Origin of the sequence: Candidatus Symbiopectobacterium sp. NZEC127, from assembly GCF_025962675.1 — a bacterium.
Lineage (GTDB): Bacteria > Pseudomonadota > Gammaproteobacteria > Enterobacterales > Enterobacteriaceae > Symbiopectobacterium.
Genome location: NZ_JAGFPG010000001.1, coordinates 673716 through 692369, shown reverse-complemented (window position 1 = coordinate 692369; position 18654 = coordinate 673716). Strand labels below are relative to the sequence as shown.

The following is an 18654-nucleotide window of genomic DNA, read 5'->3' as shown; positions in this document are numbered from 1 at the left end:
ATAAAATGAAATTAAAATTATTAGCTCTGGCCGTGGCTTCGCTCGTTAGCGTCAACGCAATGGCAGTCACAATTGATTATCGTCATGAAATGCAAGATACCCCAAGCGCCGATCATAAAGACCGCTTGTCAATTTCTAACCGTTTTGCCAATGGTTTTGGTCTCTCTGTTGAAGCCAAATGGAGACAGCATAAGAATGATACTACGCCGAACCGTCCGTTCAGCGAAACTGTCAGTAACGGTACTGAAGTCGTTGCCAGCTATGTCTACAACTTTGATAAAACCTGGTCTATCGAACCTGGTTTCTCTTTAGATTCAAGTTCTGACTCCAACAACTACCGCCCTTACCTGCGCGGTAAAGTGAATATTACCAACGACTTGTCTTATTCACTGCGCTATCGTCCTTACTACAAACGTAACAGCAACAATATCGGGCTAAAAGGTAAGCAAACCGATGAAACCGGCTACAACATCACCGGCGTGCTTTCTTATAAATTCCTGAAAGATTGGCAGGTTGATTACGAAATGGATTATAAAAAATCCAACCAGTATCAAAACTTCCAGTTTGACAAAGAAACATGGAAACTGGAACACGATGTAAAACTGTCCTACAAATGGGATAAAAACTGGAAGCCGTATACCGCTATCGGTAACGTGGCACAGGATGGTAAATCTGATCACCGCCAGACCCGTTTCCGCGTAGGTGTTCAATATAGCTTCTAATCGTGATTAACGATTAAAAGTCAGGCAAAAGCCGTTCAGGGATATTCAGGTTAACAAAGTGTGATAGCGTTCCGGAATATCCCTTTTTTATGTGTTTGCCTTAGCTGTACAGCAGTAGTTTTAGCATTGCGATAGTTAGCTTTAGTTTATGTATTCTGTGTCTGAATTACCCTCTTCGTGTATGAACGTTATTTCTTGATATATATTTTTGTGGTTTTTAGGGTGTTCGTTTTCTCTCCGATGTGATGAATACCCTTTTTTTTTCCTCTCCAATTCTCCATGCTAGCTCACTCCTTCCCTAATGACTTTGTTGCGAGTAATAGACTATGATTTCGCGTTCTCTTATTGCCGGAGCTTTATTAGTGTCAATGTCTGGAATCAGTTTTGCCAACACCACGTTTCCTGTCTGGCCACAGGGTGAAGCACCGGGAGCAGCAACCTCATCGGCCAAACCCGAGGTGGTTGAACGCAGTAAGGACCCAACACTGCGCGATCGCGCAGCCACCGGAATAAGAGCCCCGGAAATCACCGTCTATGCGCCAGAAAAACCCAATGGCGTAGGCATTCTGGTTACCCCGGGCGGATCTTATCAACGTGTGGTATTGGATAAAGAAGGCAGCGATCTGGCCCCCTACTTCAACGCACAAGGTTATACCTTGTTCGTCATGACCTACCGCATGCCGGGAGAAGGCCACAAAGAGGGAGCAGATGCGCCTCTGGCGGATGCGCAGCGCGCGTTACGCACGTTGCGGGCACAGGCCGCCAACTGGAAGCTCAATCCGCAGCGCATCGGTGTTATGGGATTCTCCGCCGGCGGGCACGTGGCAGCCAGCCTGGGCACCCAATTTGACCGTGCAGTAACGCCAGCGCAGGATGATATCGACCGCCTGAGCGCACGCCCTGACTTTATGGTACTGATGTATCCGGTGATTTCCATGCGCGATGATATCGGTCACACCGGCTCGCGCAAACAGCTGCTGGGGCAGCATCCTGACGACGCGGGTATCGTGCGTTATTCACCGGATCAGCATGTCAATGCGCAAACCCCGCCAACGTTTTTGGTGCATGCCGTGGACGATCCGTCAGTTTCGGTTGAGAACAGCATGGTGATGTTTTCTGCGCTGAAGGCGAAAGATATTCCGGTGGAAATGCACCTGTTTGAAAAGGGCAAACACGGTTTTGGTATTCGCGGCACCACGGGGTTGCCCGTCGCTGTCTGGCCGCAACTGGTTCATGCCTGGATCAGTGCATTGCCCGTTGACAGCACCAGCAGCAAGAAATAATCACAAGACATAAATAGTTACGCCGTCACAACTTCCGCAGCGGGGAATATTTCTCTATACTGGATAAAATAACAGTTCACTGAGAAACCCCATGACTGCGGAAGGACATCTACTATTCTCCGTCGCCTGCGCTATTTTTGCCAAAAACGCAGAGCTCACGCCAGCGCTGGCGAGCGGAGATTGGTGGCATATCATTCCGGGCGCGCTGCTGACCGCGTTGCTGCCAGATATCGATCACCCCAAATCCGTGTTGGGTCAACGTTTACGCTGGATTTCCGCACCGGTCGCCCGCGCCTTTGGGCACCGTGGTTTCACCCACAGTTTGCTGGCCATTGTGGCAGTCATCTGTTTTATCCGTCTGCAATTGCCTGCCGATTGGCCCATCCCCACCGATGCCTACCACGCCATGCTGATTGGCTATCTCAGCCACATCATGGCCGATATGTTGACCTCAGCCGGTGTGCCCTTGTTGTGGCCCTGCCGCTGGCGCTTTCGCTTGCCGCTGATCAACAGCCAGAAAGGCAACCAGCTTGAGCGGGTGCTTTGTCTGGCGTTGATTGGCTTTTCGCTGTACCACTCGCCGCGCGCGGGCGCCTGTTACGGCTACGAGCAGGCCTGCCGCTGGTATGATTCCGCCCGCAGTCAATTCAGCCAACTGCTCCGCTAGTGCTCCTCATTAAAACCGTAAACGCTATACGTTTTAGGCAAAAGATACGTCGGATTGGTATAACGAAAGCCATAAGGAGCTGTTATCCTAGCGCCCGTTTTCATTTTTAGGGAGGAGACGGTATGTCCGTTGCGCTGTTGGCTAATATTATCGTTTTTTTGGCGTTGATCGTCCTGCTTGCTTATGCCAGCCGTAACCCGACGTGGAGTCTGGCGAAAAAGGTTCTGCTCGGTCTGGCGATCGGCGTGCTGTTCGGCTTCGCGCTACATCTGGTGTATGGCGGCAACAACCCGGTCATCAAGGCTTCCGTTGCCTGGTTTAACATCGTGGGGAACGGTTACGTTCAACTGTTGCAAATGATTGTTATGCCGCTGGTTTTCGTTTCAATCCTCAACTCGGTTGCCAAGCTTCACAATGCGTCGGCGTTGGGTAAAATCAGCGTATTGACGCTGGGCACCCTGCTGTTAACCACCCTGATCGCAGCGCTGATCGGCGTGTTGGTTACCCTGCTGTTTGGCCTTAGTGCCTCAGGGCTGGTGCAAGGTGCGCAGGAAACCGCGCGTCTCAGCGCCATTGAGAGTAACTATGCGGGCAAAGTGTCCGATCTCAATGTGCCGCAGTTGATATTGTCGTTTATCCCGAAAAACCCGTTTGCTGAGCTGACTGGCGCTAACCCCACCTCAATTATCAGTACGGTGATTTTTGCCGCCTTGCTCGGTATTGCAGCGCTGCAACTGCATCGCGATGATGCAGCCAAGGGTGAACGCGTCTTGGCGGCGATCGATACGCTGCAATCCTGGGTGATGAAGTTGGTTCGCCTGGTGATGAAGCTGACACCCTACGGTGTGTTGGCGCTGATGACCAAAATGGTCGCGACGTCGAACTTGCAGGATATCATCAAGCTGGGCAGCTTTGTCATCGCCTCCTACCTCGGCCTTGGCATCATGTTTGTGGTACATGGCGTACTGTTGGCGACAACGGGCATCAACCCACTGCGCTTCTTTCGCAAAATTGCTCCGGTGCTGAGCTTTGCGTTTACCAGCCGTTCGAGCGCAGCCACCATTCCGCTCAGCATTGAAGCGCAAACGCGCCGCATCGGCGTGCCGGAATCCATCGCCAGCTTTGCTGCCTCCTTTGGCACCACCATTGGGCAAAACGGCTGTGCCGGGCTCTATCCTGCCATGCTTGCCGTGATGGTTGCTCCGACGGTCGGCATTAACCCGCTGGATCCGGTATGGATTGCCACGCTGGTGGGTATCGTCACCATCAGTTCTGCGGGCGTCGCCGGCGTGGGCGGCGGTGCAACCTTCGCTGCACTGATCGTTCTGCCCGCCATGGGATTGCCGGTAACGCTAGTCGCGCTGCTGATCTCTATCGAGCCGTTGATTGATATGGGGCGTACCGCGCTCAATGTGAGCGGTTCAATGACCGCAGGTACGGTGACCAGTCAGTTACTGAAACAAACGGACAAGGCGCGTTTTGCGGCCGATGATGAGTCATCGCTGAACACCTCTCACGCCTGACACAAAGGCGAGTTGGTTCAGGCATAAAAAAACCGGCAGGTCTACCCTGCCGGTTTTTTGTTTATGCAAACGGCTACACGCGCAAAACGCGATTACCGCTGGGGATTGGTGTCATAGGCTTCGCAGCTTTGGAAGCCTTTGTTCAACACTTGTCCACGGTCGTTGAAACTTACAAAATAGTTCTGCGCCGTGCCATCACGGTTTTTCAACAGGTAGTTAAAGCAGGTGCCTCTGGCATTTTTCAACCGCACTTCTGACGCAGGCGCGCCAGCAACTTGCCGCACTTGCTGTTTGGTCTGTCCGGCCTTCACCTCTTTAACCACCGGCTCAGTAAAACTGCTTTCTGCACGATTATAGGCTGAACACCCAGAGAGAAGGATAGCCCCCGCAGCACCAAGACATATCAGTAGTTGATTATTTTTCATGTTATTACCTCATTCATTAATGGGTCACTGACAAGGCTAGATCGCCCGCTGCAATTTTTCAAATCATCAGTCGACTACGTTTTTGGTCCCGATGACCTTTTTTGCACCAAAAAAAGTAAAAATACGCGCGCACGGCTTGTCCTTTTTCTTCACGGCGATTAGCTTTACACTCTACCCATCAAGATAATTATTTTGCAGTATCAACAGGTTCAGGAAGGGGGCCATCATGTCATTGCAGCAAGAGATCATCCAGGCACTGGGTGTTAAGCCTACTGTCGATCCCAATGCTGAGATTCGCATCAGCATTGATTTTTTAAAGAATTATCTTAAGGCCAATCCCTTCATTCGTTCGTTAGTGCTGGGGATCAGCGGAGGGCAGGACTCCACGCTGACCGGCAAACTGTGCCAGACCGCCGTCAATGAGTTACGCAGCGAAACCGGCGATACGCGTTATCAGTTTATCGCGGTACGCTTGCCTTATGGCATTCAGGCGGATGAAGCCGATTGCCAGGATGCCATCGCTTTCATTCAACCGGACAGCGTGTTAACGGTTAATATCAAGCCCGCCGTCGAAGCGAGTGAAGCCACCCTGGCGGCCATCGGCGTGACGCTGTCTGATTTTGTCAAAGGCAACGAAAAGGCGCGCGAGCGCATGAAGGCGCAATACAGCATTGCGGGCATGAACGCGGGTCTGGTGGTCGGCACCGACCATGCGGCAGAAGCCGTCACGGGGTTCTTTACCAAATACGGCGACGGCGGCACGGATATCAACCCTATTTTTCGTTTAAATAAACGGCAAGGAAAGGCGTTGCTGAAGGTACTCGGCTGTCCGCAGCACCTGTATACCAAAGCCCCTACCGCCGATTTGGAAGAGAATCGCCCTTCTTTGCCTGATGAAACCGCCCTTGGCGTCACCTATAACGAGATTGATGACTATCTGGAAGGAAAAACGATCGACGCCGATCGCGCTGCCATTATCGAAAACTGGTATAAAAAGACCGAACACAAGCGCCGTCCTCCGGTTACTGTATTTGACGATTTCTGGCACTGATAGGCAGGCAGTAAAGGCTGCACGGATGCCACAAACGGCATCCGTTTTCTTTTGGAACAATGATAATCAACATGGATATGACCCCACAACGCGCCACGCTGGCAGGCCTGTTAGCGATTCTGCTCTGGAGTACTTCTGTCGGCCTGTTACGCAGTTTAACCGAAGCCCTCGGCCCTGTCGGGGGGGCGGCGATGGTATACAGCACCTGTACGCTCTGTCTGGTGATGTTCTCCGGATTCCCGTCTCTGCGCGGTTTTTCCAAAGGCTATTTGTTTGGCGGCGGATTGCTTTTCGTCTGTTACGAAATCTTCCTGTCACTCTCCATCGGCTTTGCCGCGAATCGCGTTCAGGCAATGGAAATGGGCATGATCAATTACCTTTGGCCCAGCCTCACGCTCTTGTTTGCGGTTTTTATCAATCAACAAAAAAGCAGCCTTGGGCTATGGATTGGGGTCGCGCTCGCGCTGGTCGGCATCGTCTGGATGATGAAAGGCGAAAGTCACTGGTCGCCATTAGTGATGTGGCAAAACATTCTGACCAACCCGCTGGCCTACGGCCTGGCCTTCGCCGCGGCCATTTCCTGGGCGCTGTATTGCAATATCACCAAGCGGCTCGCGCGGGGCAAAAGTGGCAATACCCTGTTCTTCCTCGCGGTCAGCATTGTGCTGTGGATTCAATACGCGGCCTCCACTAGGCCGCCGATGGCATTTTCCGTTACCACCGGGCTGGAACTGCTGTTTATGGGAGCATCGACAGCCGTCGCCTATTCTGCCTGGAATACCGGTATTCAGCGCGGCAACATGACACTGCTCGCCACCGCGTCATATTTCACGCCGGTGTTCTCAACGCTGCTGGCCGCCCTGTGGTTGCATACGGTGCCCGATGTGGCCTTTTGGCAGGGTGTCGCCATGATTACGTTGGGCTCATTGGTCTGTTGGTGGGCAACGCGAGAGACACAAAAACAGTAGGGTTTTATCGCGCTCCCTTCAGCGGGCAATACCTGTTATAGTGCGTTTCACATTTATTTAACTCATTTCATCGTATTGTATGTTAAAGCGTTTTTTTGCTTACTATGCCCCCTACAAGGGGCTGTTCGTTCTTGATTTTGGCTGTGCCATCATCGCCGGTTTACTTGAGCTTGGTTTCCCGATGGCTATCAAGGCCTTCATCGACAAGCTGTTACCGGCTCAGGATTGGTCGCTCATTTTACTCGCCTCGGTTGCCTTGCTGCTGGTCTACCTGCTCAATACTGCGCTGATGGCCATCGTCAACTACTGGGGACATGCGCTGGGCGTCGGGATCGAGACCGATATGCGTCGTCAGGCTTTTGACCATCTGCAAAACCTGCCATTCCGCTATTTCGATAATATGAAAACCGGACATATCATCGCCCATGTGACCAAAGATCTTGAAGAGGTTGGCGAAGTAGCCCACCACGGTCCGGAAGATCTGTTCCTTGCCATCATGACCTTTATTGGTGCCTTTATCCTGATGGCTACCGTACACCTGCCTCTGGCGATGATTACCGTGGTCATTGTGCCGTTCATGACTTATCTGGTCAGTCGCTACGGTGCGCAGATGACCGACACCTGGCGCCGTCTGTTTGGCCAGGTCGGCAACTTTAATGCGCGCATTGAAGAGAGCATCGGCGGGATCCGCGTGGTGAAGGCGTTTGCCAATGAGTCTCATGAAAAAGCGCTGTTCGCGCAGGACAATGAGAACTATCGCACCATCAAACTGCAAGCTTACCGCATCATGACCGCGAGCCTGACGCTGAGCTATCTCAGCACGCGCCTGATTCAACTGATCATCATGCTGGCGGGCATTTGGTATGTGATTCAAGGTGAACTGTCTTACGGTGGCTTTATTGGTTTCCTGTTGCTGATTGAAGTGTTCTTCCGTCCGGTTGCCAAGATAACGTCGGTATTGGAGAGCTATCCGAAAGGGATTGCCGGGTTCAAGCGCTTCACCCAATTGATCGATACGGTGCCTGACATCAAAGATGCCCCCGATGCGCGTGCCGTTACGCACCTCAAGGGCGATATCCGCTTCGATCGCGTTAGCTTTGGCTACACGCCGGAAAGGCCGACGCTGCATGATATCACCCTCGCTATCCATGCAGGAGAAACCGTGGCATTCGTTGGCCCATCAGGAGCGGGGAAAACCACGTTGTGTTCTCTGTTACCCCGTTTCTACGATTTAAACACGGGTGCTATCACCATCGACGGGATCGATATCCGCAACATGACGCAAGCGTCACTGCGCCACCAGATCGGTATCGTGCAGCAGGATGTCTTCTTATTTGGTGGCACTATTCGGGAAAACATCGCTTACGGTAAACTGGGCGCAAGCGATGAAGAAGTGATGCACGCCGCTCAGCGCGCCAAGCTCGATGAACTGATTGCCACCCTGCCAGACGGATTGAATACCGTGGTGGGGGAACGTGGGGTGAAACTCTCCGGTGGGCAGAAACAACGTTTATCGATTGCGCGGATTTTCCTGAAAAACCCACCGATTCTGATTTTGGACGAGGCCACCTCCGCGTTGGACACGGCAACCGAACAGGCGATTCAGCAATCGCTGAGCGAGTTATCAAGCGGACGCACTACGCTGGTGATCGCACACCGTCTGGCGACCATTCAGAACGCCGATCGTATCGTGGTGGTGGATGAGGGCCGAATTATTGAGCAAGGCAGCCATCAGGCTCTGCTCAATAACAGCGGCAGCTATGCCCATCTGCATCAGGCCCAGTTTGGTCAAGCGTAACCGCTTGATCGATAGGCCGTGATACTCAGGCGAGAGCGTTGTCTCTCGCCTTTTTTCTGTCTACTCCCTTTTTTCCCCGCATTTTTGACATTCATGGTTTCTTACCCAATAAAATGCATTTAAAATACACCAATAAAGGTAACGGGATGAGAGACGAACCGTGGCACGAAAACCAATGGGAAAATATCGTCTGCGAGAACTGCGCACCGTTCTGCTGATGATAGACCTGTATGAAAAGCACCATCCCACAGACGCGGAGGATGGCGATCGCTATCAGCACCTTTCTGCCTATGCCACCAATCGCCTTGAGCGCTGTCAGTTTGGCGAAGAGAAACCAGCCTGCAAGCATTGCCCGATCCACTGCTATCAACCCGCCAAACGCGAACAGATTCGCGCCATTATGCGCTGGTCGGGGCCAAGAATGTTGTTGCACCACCCTATTCTGGCGATACGCCATTTAATTGATGACCATCGCCCGGTACCGGCGCATACGCCGCGTCAGGAACCCACGACGCGGGTGCGCCAACCGCAGACTGCCAGCCCGGATCGCGGCGTAAAAAAAGGCCGCTGACGCGGCCTTTTTGTGAATCGCATGTAAGAACTACTCTTTGGGAGAGGCGTTCTCGACTCTGCTTTTGAGCTTTTGCCCTGGACGGAAGGTGACCACCCGGCGCGCCGTAATCGGAATATCTTCACCCGTTTTAGGGTTACGTCCCGGCCGTTGGTTCTTATCGCGCAGGTCGAAATTACCAAACCCCGATAACTTTACCTGCTCACCATTTTCCAGAGCGCGGCGAACTTCTTCAAAAAAAAGTTCGACGAGTTCTTTGGCATCCCGTTTACTCAGCCCGAGCTTTTCAAACAGGTATTCTGACATTTCAGCTTTAGTAAGCGCCATAGGTTCAATCCCTCAAGGATGCTTGGAATCGCTGTTTTAGTGCCTCTACGCATTGTGATACGGTAGCGGCAATATCCTCTTCTGCCAGTGTACGAGAGGTATCTTGCAATACCAGACTGATCGCCAGGCTCTTATACCCTTCTTCCACGCCCTTGCCTCGGTACACGTCAAACAAGTTTACGCCAACTAACTGATTTGCGCCAACTTTCTTACATTCTGACAAAACTTCGCCTGCCGAAACGTTTTCTGCTACCACAACCGCGATGTCGCGACGGTTTGACGGGTAGCGAGAAATCTCGCTCGCATCAGGAACCACGCGGTCTGCGACCTTGTTCCAGCTCAATTCGAACACCACAGTACGGCCATTAAGATCCAGTTTGCGTTCCAGCTCCGGATGGATTACACCAATGAAACCAACCGCTTCCCCTGCCAGATAAATCGCTGCGCTCTGGCCCGGGTGCAACGCCGGATGCGATTCGGCTTTGAACTCAATTTCCGAAAGTTTACCCGTCAGTGACAACAACGCTTCCAAATCACCTTTAAGATCATAGAAGTCAACCGTCTGACGCGCCAGATCCCAATGTTCATCATAGCGATTCCCGGTAATCACGCCAGCTAACATAACATCCTGACGAATACCGAGTTTATCCTGACTATCAGGAACGAATCTTAAACCGCTTTCAAAGAGACGCAGGCGGCTCTGCTGGCGGTTTTGGTTATAAACCACCGCGCCGAGCAAACCGCTCCACAGCGACAGACGCATTACTGACATTTCCGTGGAGATCGGGCTTGGCAGAATCAATGCTTCTTCACCAGGATGGATCAGCGATTGTATTTTAGGATCGACAAAGCTGTAGGTGATCGCTTCCTGATAGCCGCGGTCAACCAGCAAGGTTTTCACGCGCTTGAGCGAAAGTGCCGCTTCACGGTGCGATGTCATGGTGAGCGGCGCGTGGGTCGGGATATTGGGAATATTGTTGTAGCCGTAAACACGGGCAACCTCTTCCACCAAATCCTCTTCGATCTCCATGTCAAAACGCCAGCTCGGTGCTACTGCGGTCCAGCCTGCATCGGTACGAGCCACGCTGCAACCGAGGCGAGTCAGGATATCGCTCACCTGTTCGTCTGAAACCACATGCCCAATCAAACGGTCCAGTTTTTCTCTGCGCAGCGTAATCGTAGCGCGTGCCGGCAAGTGTGCCTCATTGGTCACATCGATCACTGGCCCGGCCTGACCACCGCAAATGCTCAGCAGCAGTTGGGTGGCACGTTCCATCGCTTTGTGCTGCAACGCCGGATCGACACCGCGCTCGTAACGGTGCGACGCATCGGTATGCAAGCCGTGACGACGGGCACGCCCAGTAATTGCCAAAGGATTGAAATAGGCGCACTCAAACAGTACGTTGCAGGTTTCACCGTTAACGCCAGAGTGTTCACCGCCGAAAATACCGCCCATTGCCAGCGCTTTGCTGTTATCGGCAATCACCAGAGTGTCTGCATTCAGCGTGGCTTGATTACCATCCAGCAGCGTCAGGGTTTCGCCTTCCTGCGCCAGACGCACCACAATACCGCCGTCCAGACGGTCCAGATCGAAAGCATGCATCGGCTGCCCTAACTCCAGCAGTACGTAGTTGGTCACATCCACCACCGCATCAATCGAGCGGATACCGCAACGACGCAACTTTTCGCGCATCCACAGCGGCGTTGCCGCCTTCACATCGATACCCTTCACCACCCGACCCAGATAGCGCGGACAGGCGTCAGACGCGTCGACCCGAATCGGAAAGGTGTCAGAAATCGTTGCCGCAACTGGCGTAATGTCCGGTGCCGTCAACGGCAGTTGGTTCAGCACCGCAACATCGCGGGCCACGCCAATAATGCTCAGGCAGTCGGCACGGTTGGGCGTTACGCTGATTTCGATGGCGTTATCATCCAGCCCCAGATAGGCGCGAATATCGGTACCGATCGGCGCATCGTGCGGCAGTTCAATAATTCCGCTGTGGTCTTCAGAAATGCCCAGCTCGGAGAACGAGCACAACATCCCTTCAGAGGGTTCACCGCGCAGCTTGGCCGCCTTGATTTTGAAATCGCCCGGCAGTACGGCACCAATGGTGGCAACAGCCACGCGCAGCCCCTGACGACAGTTGGGTGCGCCACACACGATGTCCAGCAGACGCTCACCGCCCACGTTGACTTTGGTGACGCGCAGCTTATCGGCATTGGGATGCTGTCCGCATTCGACCACTTCACCGACCACTACACCATGAAACGCCCCGGCAACTGCCTCAACGCCATCCACTTCCAGGCCGGCCATGGTAATCTGTTCTGACAGTTCGTCACTGCTGATCGCCGGGTTAACCCACTCGCGCAGCCAATGTTCACTGAATTTCATAATACTGTACCCGCCTTACTTAAACTGTTTGAGGAAGCGAAGATCGTTTTCGAAGAATGCGCGCAAATCGGTTACGCCATAGCGCAACATGGTCAAACGCTCCATCCCCATGCCAAACGCGAAACCGGAGTACACTTCCGGATCGATGCCCACGTTACGCAATACGTTAGGGTGCACCATGCCGCAGCCTAACACTTCCAGCCATTTGCCATTTTTACCCATCACATCCACTTCTGCGGACGGTTCAGTAAACGGGAAATAGGACGGGCGGAAACGTACCTGCAAATCTTCTTCGAAGAAGTTACGCAGGAAATCGTGCAGCGTGCCTTTCAGGTTGGTAAAGCTGATGTTTTTATCCACGATCAGCCCTTCCATTTGATGGAACATTGGCGTGTGGGTTTGGTCGTAGTCGTTACGATAGACGCGGCCTGGCGCGATAATGCGGATCGGCGGCTGCTGTTTTTCCATGGTGCGAATTTGCACCCCGGACGTTTGGGTACGCAGCAAACGCGTGGCATCAAACCAGAAGGTATCATGGTCAGCGCGCGCCGGGTGGTGCCCCGGAATATTCAAGGCATCGAAGTTGTAATAGGCATCTTCGATTTCCGGCCCGGTGGCAACCGAGAAACCCAATTCACCGAAGAAAGTTTCGATACGATCGATGGTGCGCGTGACCGGATGCAAACCGCCGTTTTCCATGGTGCGTCCCGGCAGGGAAACATCGATGGTTTCTTCGGCCAGACGGGCGTTCAGCACCGCCGACTCCAACGTTTGTTTGCGGACGTTCAGCGCTTCTTGCACATCCTGCTTCGCCTGGTTGATGACCGCACCCGCCGCAGGGCGTTCATCTGCGGGCAAATCGCGTAGCGATGTCATTTGCAGGGTCAAATGCCCCTTTTTGCCCAGGTATTCGACACGCACATTGTCCAGCGTCGCAATATCCTGAGCCGCGTCTATGGCTGTTCTGGCATTCGCTACCAGCTCTGCGAGATGTGGCATTGCATTCCTCTTCTTCTGCCTGTATGGCCAGTTATCATGATTAGAACCAAACGCAAACAAAAAAGCCTCCCGGCGGGAGGCTTCAAGCGCTATTTTTCGTTTCTTTTCTTACGCGCAAAGCCTCCTGAGATCAGGTGCTAAAGTAAAAAAAGAAACGGAAAATAGCAGTAGTCATACTTGCGTTACCTTAATGTCAATACGCTTGCGCGTCACCAGTGTCGATGTTTATCGCCAATAGCATTACTGGCGGACACGTTTACGGTAAAAATGTTACTACCAACGGCACTGTCTTATTGGAAATCGACGCGAATAAAAAGTCAATCACAACCGTTATGGATATCGCTCACTGTGACAGTCAGGACACACTGCCGTCTCCCTAAACGAAAAGAGGGAGCAGCGCTCCCTCTTTCCACTGGCTTACGCCAGGGCTGCTTTCGCTTTTTCAACCAGTGCAGAGAATGCCACTTTGTCGAATACGGCGATATCAGCCAGGATCTTACGGTCGATTTCAACAGAGGCTTTTTTCAGGCCATTGATGAATTTGCTGTAAGACAAGCCATTTTGGCGAGCTGCTGCATTGATACGTGCAATCCACAGCTGGCGGAATTGACGTTTACGTTGACGACGGTCGCGGTAAGCGTACTGACCAGCTTTGATTACTGCCTGGAAGGCAACACGATAAACGCGCGAACGGGCACCGTAGTAACCTTTCGCTTGTTTCAGAATTTTCTTGTGACGTGCACGAGCAACCACACCACGTTTTACGCGAGCCATATGCTCTCTCCTAAAGTCTTATTCTTGATTCAAAAAGGTTACTTATGCGTACGGCAGACATGCGATAACGAGGCCCAGATCTCCTTTGGAGACCATACCCTTCGGACGCAGATGACGTTTACGTTTAGTCGCTTTTTTGGTCAGAATATGACGCAGGTTAGCATGCTTACGCTTAAAACCACCTTTGGCGGTCTTTTTAAAGCGTTTAGCGGCGCCACGTACTGTTTTGATTTTTGGCATGTTAATTTCCACTTCGCATTGTTGATATAACGAATCAGCTAAGGCGAACAAAACCCGCGCGATGCGGACACCGCACGGGTTCTATTACTTGAATGCCTTACTGTTTCTTCTTCGGTGCGAGCACCATGATCATCTGGCGGCCTTCGATCTTCGTAGGGAAGGATTCGACCACTGCCAGTTCACTCAGATCGTCACGAACGCGGTTAAGCACTTCGATACCAATCTGTTGGTGCGCCATTTCACGTCCACGAAAACGCAGAGTGATTTTGGCCTTGTCACCGTCTTCCAGAAAGCGAATCAGGTTGCGTAGTTTGACCTGATAGTCGCCATCATCGGTACCAGGACGGAATTTGATTTCCTTAACCTGGATAACTTTCTGTTTCTTCTTCTGTTCCTTGGTGGCCTTACTCTTCTCGTAGAGGAACTTGCCGTAATCCATGATTCGGCAAACCGGCGGCTCGGCGTTAGGACTGATTTCAACTAAATCAACACCTGCTTCCTCGGCTTTCTCTAACGCTTCATTCAGACTGACAATGCCAATCTGCTCGCCATCGACGCCTGTTAGACGTACCTCTTGCGCGCGAATTTCTCTATTGATGCGATTAGGACGCGCCGGTTGAACTCGTTTTCCGCCTTTTATACCTTATTCCTCCAACTGATGAAGACTACGGCTGCGAATTTCTTGTTGCAGCTGCTTGATCACTTCGTTAACGTCGATGCTTCCCAAATCTTTGCCGCGACGGGTGCGAACGGCCACTTTGCCCGCTTCCACCTCTTTATCACCGCAAACAAGCATATAGGGAACACGTCGTAAAGTGTGCTCGCGGATTTTAAAGCCTATTTTCTCATTTCTCAAGTCCGCTTTTACACGAATGCCTGCATCTTGCAGTTTTCGTGTCAATTCACTGACATATTCGGACTGTCCGTCGGTGATATTCATCACCACAGCTTGCACCGGTGCCAACCAGGTTGGGAAGAATCCGGCGAACTCCTCGGTAAGAATACCGATGAAGCGCTCCATGGACCCCAAGATGGCGCGGTGAATCATCACCGGCACCTGACGCTCGTTGCTTTCGCCCACATAAGAGGCGTTTAAACGGCCCGGCAGTGAAAAGTCGAGCTGCACCGTACCACATTGCCAGGCGCGATCCAAACAATCGTGCAAAGTAAATTCAATTTTCGGACCATAGAACGCCCCTTCACCCGGCTGATAATCAAACGGAATGTCGTTCTCGGTCAGCGCCGCCGCCAAATCGTGCTCAGCGCGATCCCACATCTCATCGCTGCCGATGCGCTTTTCAGGGCGAGTGGAAAGTTTAACCACAATTTTTTCAAAGCCGAAGGTGCTGTACATGTCATACACCATCTTGATGCAGCTATTCACTTCGGCACGCACCTGTTCTTCGGTACAGAAGATATGGGCGTCATCCTGCGTAAACCCGCGCACACGCATCAACCCGTGCAGGGAGCCCGACGGTTCGTTACGGTGGCAGCTGCCGAATTCGGCCATGCGCAGCGGCAAATCACGGTATGATTTCAAACCCTGATTAAAGATCTGCACATGCCCCGGGCAGTTCATCGGCTTGATGCAATATTCCCGGTTCTCTGACGAGGTGGTGAACATGGCTTCTTTGTAGTTTTCCCAGTGCCCGGTTTTTTCCCACAGCACGCGGTCCATCATAAAGGGCCCTTTCACTTCCTGATACTGGTACTCTTTGAGCTTCATGCGCACAAAGGCTTCCAGTTCGCGGAATACCGTCCAGCCGTCGTTGTGCCAGAACACCATGCCCGGCGCTTCTTCCTGCATATGGTACAGGTCGAGCTGTTTGCCAATTTTGCGGTGATCGCGCTTGGAGGCTTCTTCCAGACGCTGCAAATAGGCACCCAACTGCTTTTTATCTGCCCAGGCGGTACCGTAGATACGCTGCAACATTTTGTTTTTGCTGTCGCCGCGCCAGTAGGCACCCGAGGTTTTCTGCAATTTGAAATGGTGGCAGAAACGCATATTGGGCACATGCGGACCACGGCACATGTCGACATATTCTTCATGGTGATACAGGCCGGGACGATCGTCGTGGCTGATGTTCTCATCCAGAATGGCGACCTTATAGGTCTCGCCGCGCGCGGCGAAGGCATCACGCGCTTCCTGCCAACTGACCTTTTTCTTGATGACGTCGTAATCTTTGTCGGCCAGTTCATGCATGCGCTTTTCAAGCAGATCGATATCTTCCTGCGTCAGCGTGCGATCCAAATCAACGTCATAGTAAAAACCATTATCGATGACCGGGCCGATCGCCATTTTGGTATCCGGCCACAGTTGCTTGATGGCGTGTCCCAACAGATGCGCACAAGAGTGGCGCAGGATCTCCAGCCCCTCTTGATCCTTGGCGGTAATAATCGCCAATTGCGCATCAGAGTCGATCAGATCGCTGGCATCGACCAGTTCACCGTTGACGCGGCCCGCGATACAGGCTTTCGCCAGACCCGGACCAATATCCAGTGCCACATCAAGAGGAGAAACGGCACGATCGTATTGACGCTGACTTCCATCAGGAAGCGTAATAACAGGCATTCTAGTTCCCTTATTCGCAGTGGTGACCCACACGAAAGATCACATACGAAAATGAATTCATTTAGTTTTCAAAACATTGTGTAACCATCTAACCAACCGTCGTTAAATTGGTACACCTGGCACAAAAATCAAAATCCCACGAGGCGTGGGATGAGTGACAAACTTTATGCTACCACCATTAGCGGGCATGAACCAGTCACTTACCGCGTCCGTTAGCGTGTGGAATAACCGCATTTTTCCCGCCCACCAATACCCGTTTGTCTTACCGATCACAAATTGCCCTACAATTATCATGGTCATGACGTCGTTTTGTTAAGCAGAACACTTTATTTAACTAAAGTCAGCGGTAACCTTCCTCCACTATTGGTGCCTGAAATTGGCCCCAACAGACAGATTCCTTTACACATTTACGCACACATACACTGATAAGAATATCGAGGATGAAACCATGAAAATGAAGTTCATACCCATTGTTGTGGCGAGCCTTTTCGCTGTGGGTGTCCACGCTGCCGATGGCGCCATCAAAGACGGGACATACCGCGCTGAAACCGTCAATTTCGACGATAAAGGGTGGAAACCGTTTGTAGAAGTGACCTACAAAGACGGGAAGATTGCCGCCGTAAAATTTGACTACAACAGCCAGAAAGATGGTCATCTGAAAACCACCGATGCGGAATACAACAAGAAGATGAAGGCGGCAACGGGCGCGAACCCAGAAGAGTATACGGTCAAACTCGCTCAGGGATTGGTTGAAAAACAGAATCCGGAAAACGTAGATGGTGTAACCGGTGCTACCCACTCCAGCGAAGATTTTGTCGTACTCGCGAATGCGGCAATTGCCAATGCAAAAGCAGGTAAAACCGACGTAGCAAAAGTCGAGTAACCCCTCACAACGCCTCATCGCCGGTATCGACCTTATGCCACCGGCGATGAAGCGAGAACCCGCTTAATCCTGCTATTCTTTCACGCCATGCGCCAGCATTTCTGCCGCTTTACGACGTAGTGACAGGTAAAAACCCAACCAGATAACGCCGACCCACACCGGGATTAACAGCACAGAAATACGAATACCCGGCGTCATCAGCATGATGACCAGAATGGCTGCCAGGAAAAGCAAGCACAGGTAGTTACCATAAGGATAGAAAATCGCCTTGAAATGGGTCACCACGCCGCGCTGATCCATCGCGTGACGGAAACGCAGATGCGCCACACAAATCATGATCCAGTTAATCACCAGCGTTGATACCACCAGCGCCATCAGAAGCTCAAAGGCCTTGCCCGGCATCACATAGTTAATCAGCACACCCAAGGAGGTCGCCAGCGCGGAAAGCGCAATAGAACGGACCGGGACACCACGGCCGTTGACGCGTGACAACCAACGCGGCGCATTTCCCTGAGTCGCCAGGCCAAACAGCATGCGACTGTTGCAGTACACCCCACTGTTGTATACCGACAATGCCGCAGTCAACACCACCAGATTCAACACATTGGCTATGGCGTTACTGTCTAGCGCATGGAAAATCATCACAAACGGGCTGCCGCCGCTGACCACGTTCTGCCACGGATAGAGTGACAGCAGGATACCAAGCGAGCCAATATAAAAGATCAGAATGCGGTAGACCACCTGATTGGTCGCTTGCGGAATGGAACGCTTGGGATCGGCGGCTTCAGCGGCAGTGATCCCGACCAACTCCAGCCCGCCGAATGAGAACATGATCACCGCCATCGCCATCACCAGGCTATTGACGCCGTGGGGGAAAAAGCCGCCATGCTGCCACAGATTGCGTACTGTCGCCTGCTCTCCGCCCTGCCCGCTGAGCAGTAACCAGGCACCAAAGCCAATCATGCCAAGGATTGCCAGGACTTTGATGATGGCGAACCAGAATTCAGTTTCACCATACACCTTCACATTCACCAGGTTGAGCGCATTGATCAGTATAAAAAATACCGCTGCCGATACCCAAGTGGGCACATCAGGCCACCAATATTGAATGTAGATCCCGACGGCAGTCAGTTCAGCCATGCCCACCAGGATAAACATTGCCCAGTAGTTCCAGCCTGCAAGGAAACCGGCAAAGCTGCCCCAATATTTATAGGCAAAATGGCTGAACGACCCAGCAACCGGCTCTTCAACCACCATTTCGCCCAACTGGCGCATGATCAGGAAGGCAATAATGCCCGCGACACCGTATCCCAACAGGACGGATGGCCCCGCCATCTGAATGGTCTGCGATATCCCTAAAAACAGCCCCGTCCCTATCGCACCGCCGAGGGCGATTAATTGAATATGGCGATTCTTCAATCCCCGTTTTAACACCAGCTCACTCTCTACCGCCATGTTG

At 52.3% G+C, this 18654-nt stretch carries 19 protein-coding genes and 1 other annotated feature; of the genes, 9 read left to right on the top strand and 10 right to left on the bottom strand.

The genetic code is table 11. From position 1 onward, the window contains the following. Window positions 1-5 precede the first annotated feature (5 nt). From J5069_RS03265 to J5069_RS03250, 4 genes are all read left to right on the top strand, one after another. Window positions 6-722, top strand: a complete 717-nt coding sequence (locus J5069_RS03265; protein WP_264642502.1) for an oligogalacturonate-specific porin KdgM family protein — start codon at window positions 6-8, stop codon at window positions 720-722. A 326-nt stretch (window positions 723-1048) separates the two neighbouring features. Continuing rightward, a complete protein-coding gene (paeX, locus tag J5069_RS03260; RefSeq protein WP_264642501.1) occupies window positions 1049-2005 on the top strand; it encodes a pectin acetylesterase PaeX in 957 nt (318 codons plus the stop codon). Between the two features lie 91 nt (window positions 2006-2096). Further along, a complete protein-coding gene (locus J5069_RS03255) occupies window positions 2097-2672 on the top strand; it encodes a metal-dependent hydrolase (protein ID WP_264642500.1) in 576 nt (191 codons plus the stop codon). 122 nt (window positions 2673-2794) lie between these two features. Further along, the gene (locus tag J5069_RS03250) at window positions 2795-4195 is read left to right on the top strand and encodes an L-cystine transporter (protein WP_264642499.1); all 1401 of its coding nucleotides are present in this window, start codon (window positions 2795-2797) and stop codon (window positions 4193-4195) included. A 92-nt stretch (window positions 4196-4287) separates the two neighbouring features. On the opposite strand, the gene osmE is transcribed toward J5069_RS03250, so the two are convergent. Beyond that, window positions 4288-4620: an osmotically-inducible lipoprotein OsmE gene (gene osmE / locus J5069_RS03245; RefSeq protein ID WP_264642498.1), complete on the bottom strand. Its 333-nt coding sequence runs from the start codon at window positions 4618-4620 to the stop codon at window positions 4288-4290. Between the two features lie 226 nt (window positions 4621-4846). On the opposite strand from osmE, the gene nadE reads away from it, so the two are divergent. From nadE to J5069_RS03225, 4 genes are all read left to right on the top strand, one after another. Continuing rightward, on the top strand, window positions 4847-5671 hold the full coding sequence (nadE, locus tag J5069_RS03240) for an ammonia-dependent NAD(+) synthetase (protein ID WP_264642497.1): 825 nt from the start codon (window positions 4847-4849) through the stop codon (window positions 5669-5671). A 77-nt stretch (window positions 5672-5748) separates the two neighbouring features. Then, on the top strand, window positions 5749-6639 hold the full coding sequence (yddG, locus tag J5069_RS03235; RefSeq protein WP_264643713.1) for an aromatic amino acid DMT transporter YddG: 891 nt from the start codon (window positions 5749-5751) through the stop codon (window positions 6637-6639). Window positions 6640-6718: 79 nt separating this feature from the next. Continuing rightward, window positions 6719-8437 carry an ABC transporter ATP-binding protein gene (locus J5069_RS03230; RefSeq protein ID WP_264642496.1) on the top strand — a complete coding sequence of 573 codons (1719 nt, stop codon included), beginning with the start codon at window positions 6719-6721 and terminating at the stop codon, window positions 8435-8437. Between the two features lie 160 nt (window positions 8438-8597). Continuing rightward, on the top strand, window positions 8598-9008 hold the full coding sequence (locus J5069_RS03225; RefSeq protein WP_264642495.1) for a nitrous oxide-stimulated promoter family protein: 411 nt from the start codon (window positions 8598-8600) through the stop codon (window positions 9006-9008). Between the two features lie 30 nt (window positions 9009-9038). Here J5069_RS03225 and ihfA read toward each other — a convergent pair whose 3' ends face one another. From ihfA to thrS, 8 genes are all read right to left on the bottom strand, one after another. Continuing rightward, window positions 9039-9335 carry an integration host factor subunit alpha gene (ihfA, locus tag J5069_RS03220; protein ID WP_009112984.1) on the bottom strand — a complete coding sequence of 99 codons (297 nt, stop codon included), beginning with the start codon at window positions 9333-9335 and terminating at the stop codon, window positions 9039-9041. 4 nt (window positions 9336-9339) lie between these two features. Further along, window positions 9340-11727 carry a phenylalanine--tRNA ligase subunit beta gene (gene pheT / locus J5069_RS03215; RefSeq protein WP_264642494.1) on the bottom strand — a complete coding sequence of 796 codons (2388 nt, stop codon included), beginning with the start codon at window positions 11725-11727 and terminating at the stop codon, window positions 9340-9342. Window positions 11728-11742: 15 nt separating this feature from the next. After that, window positions 11743-12726, bottom strand: coding sequence for a phenylalanine--tRNA ligase subunit alpha (pheS, locus tag J5069_RS03210; RefSeq protein ID WP_264642493.1), 984 nt, complete (start codon window positions 12724-12726; stop codon window positions 11743-11745). Between the two features lie 55 nt (window positions 12727-12781). Further along, window positions 12782-12906 (bottom strand) — a sequence feature (Phe leader region). Beyond that, on the bottom strand, window positions 12857-12901 hold the full coding sequence (pheM, locus tag J5069_RS03205) for a pheST operon leader peptide PheM (protein ID WP_195313495.1): 45 nt from the start codon (window positions 12899-12901) through the stop codon (window positions 12857-12859). (Overlaps the previous feature by 45 nt.) 237 nt (window positions 12907-13143) lie before the next feature. Further along, on the bottom strand, window positions 13144-13500 hold the full coding sequence (gene rplT, locus J5069_RS03200; RefSeq protein WP_009112987.1) for a 50S ribosomal protein L20: 357 nt from the start codon (window positions 13498-13500) through the stop codon (window positions 13144-13146). Window positions 13501-13542: 42 nt separating this feature from the next. Beyond that, complete coding sequence (rpmI, locus tag J5069_RS03195; protein WP_222160781.1) at window positions 13543-13740, bottom strand: 50S ribosomal protein L35; 198 nt, start codon at window positions 13738-13740, stop codon at window positions 13543-13545. A gap of 97 nt (window positions 13741-13837) precedes the next feature. Continuing rightward, the gene (gene infC, locus J5069_RS03190; RefSeq protein ID WP_222161056.1) at window positions 13838-14380 is read right to left on the bottom strand and encodes a translation initiation factor IF-3; all 543 of its coding nucleotides are present in this window, start codon (window positions 14378-14380) and stop codon (window positions 13838-13840) included. Between the two features lie 3 nt (window positions 14381-14383). Then, window positions 14384-16312 carry a threonine--tRNA ligase gene (gene thrS, locus J5069_RS03185; protein ID WP_264642492.1) on the bottom strand — a complete coding sequence of 643 codons (1929 nt, stop codon included), beginning with the start codon at window positions 16310-16312 and terminating at the stop codon, window positions 14384-14386. A 448-nt stretch (window positions 16313-16760) separates the two neighbouring features. Here thrS and J5069_RS03180 point away from each other — a divergent pair, with 448 nt between their 5' ends. Continuing rightward, a complete protein-coding gene (locus tag J5069_RS03180) occupies window positions 16761-17195 on the top strand; it encodes an FMN-binding protein (protein ID WP_264642491.1) in 435 nt (144 codons plus the stop codon). A gap of 72 nt (window positions 17196-17267) precedes the next feature. Here the strand turns inward: J5069_RS03180 and J5069_RS03175 are convergent, their stop codons facing one another. After that, window positions 17268-18650 carry an amino acid permease gene (locus J5069_RS03175; RefSeq protein WP_264643712.1) on the bottom strand — a complete coding sequence of 461 codons (1383 nt, stop codon included), beginning with the start codon at window positions 18648-18650 and terminating at the stop codon, window positions 17268-17270. Window positions 18651-18654 lie beyond the last annotated feature (4 nt).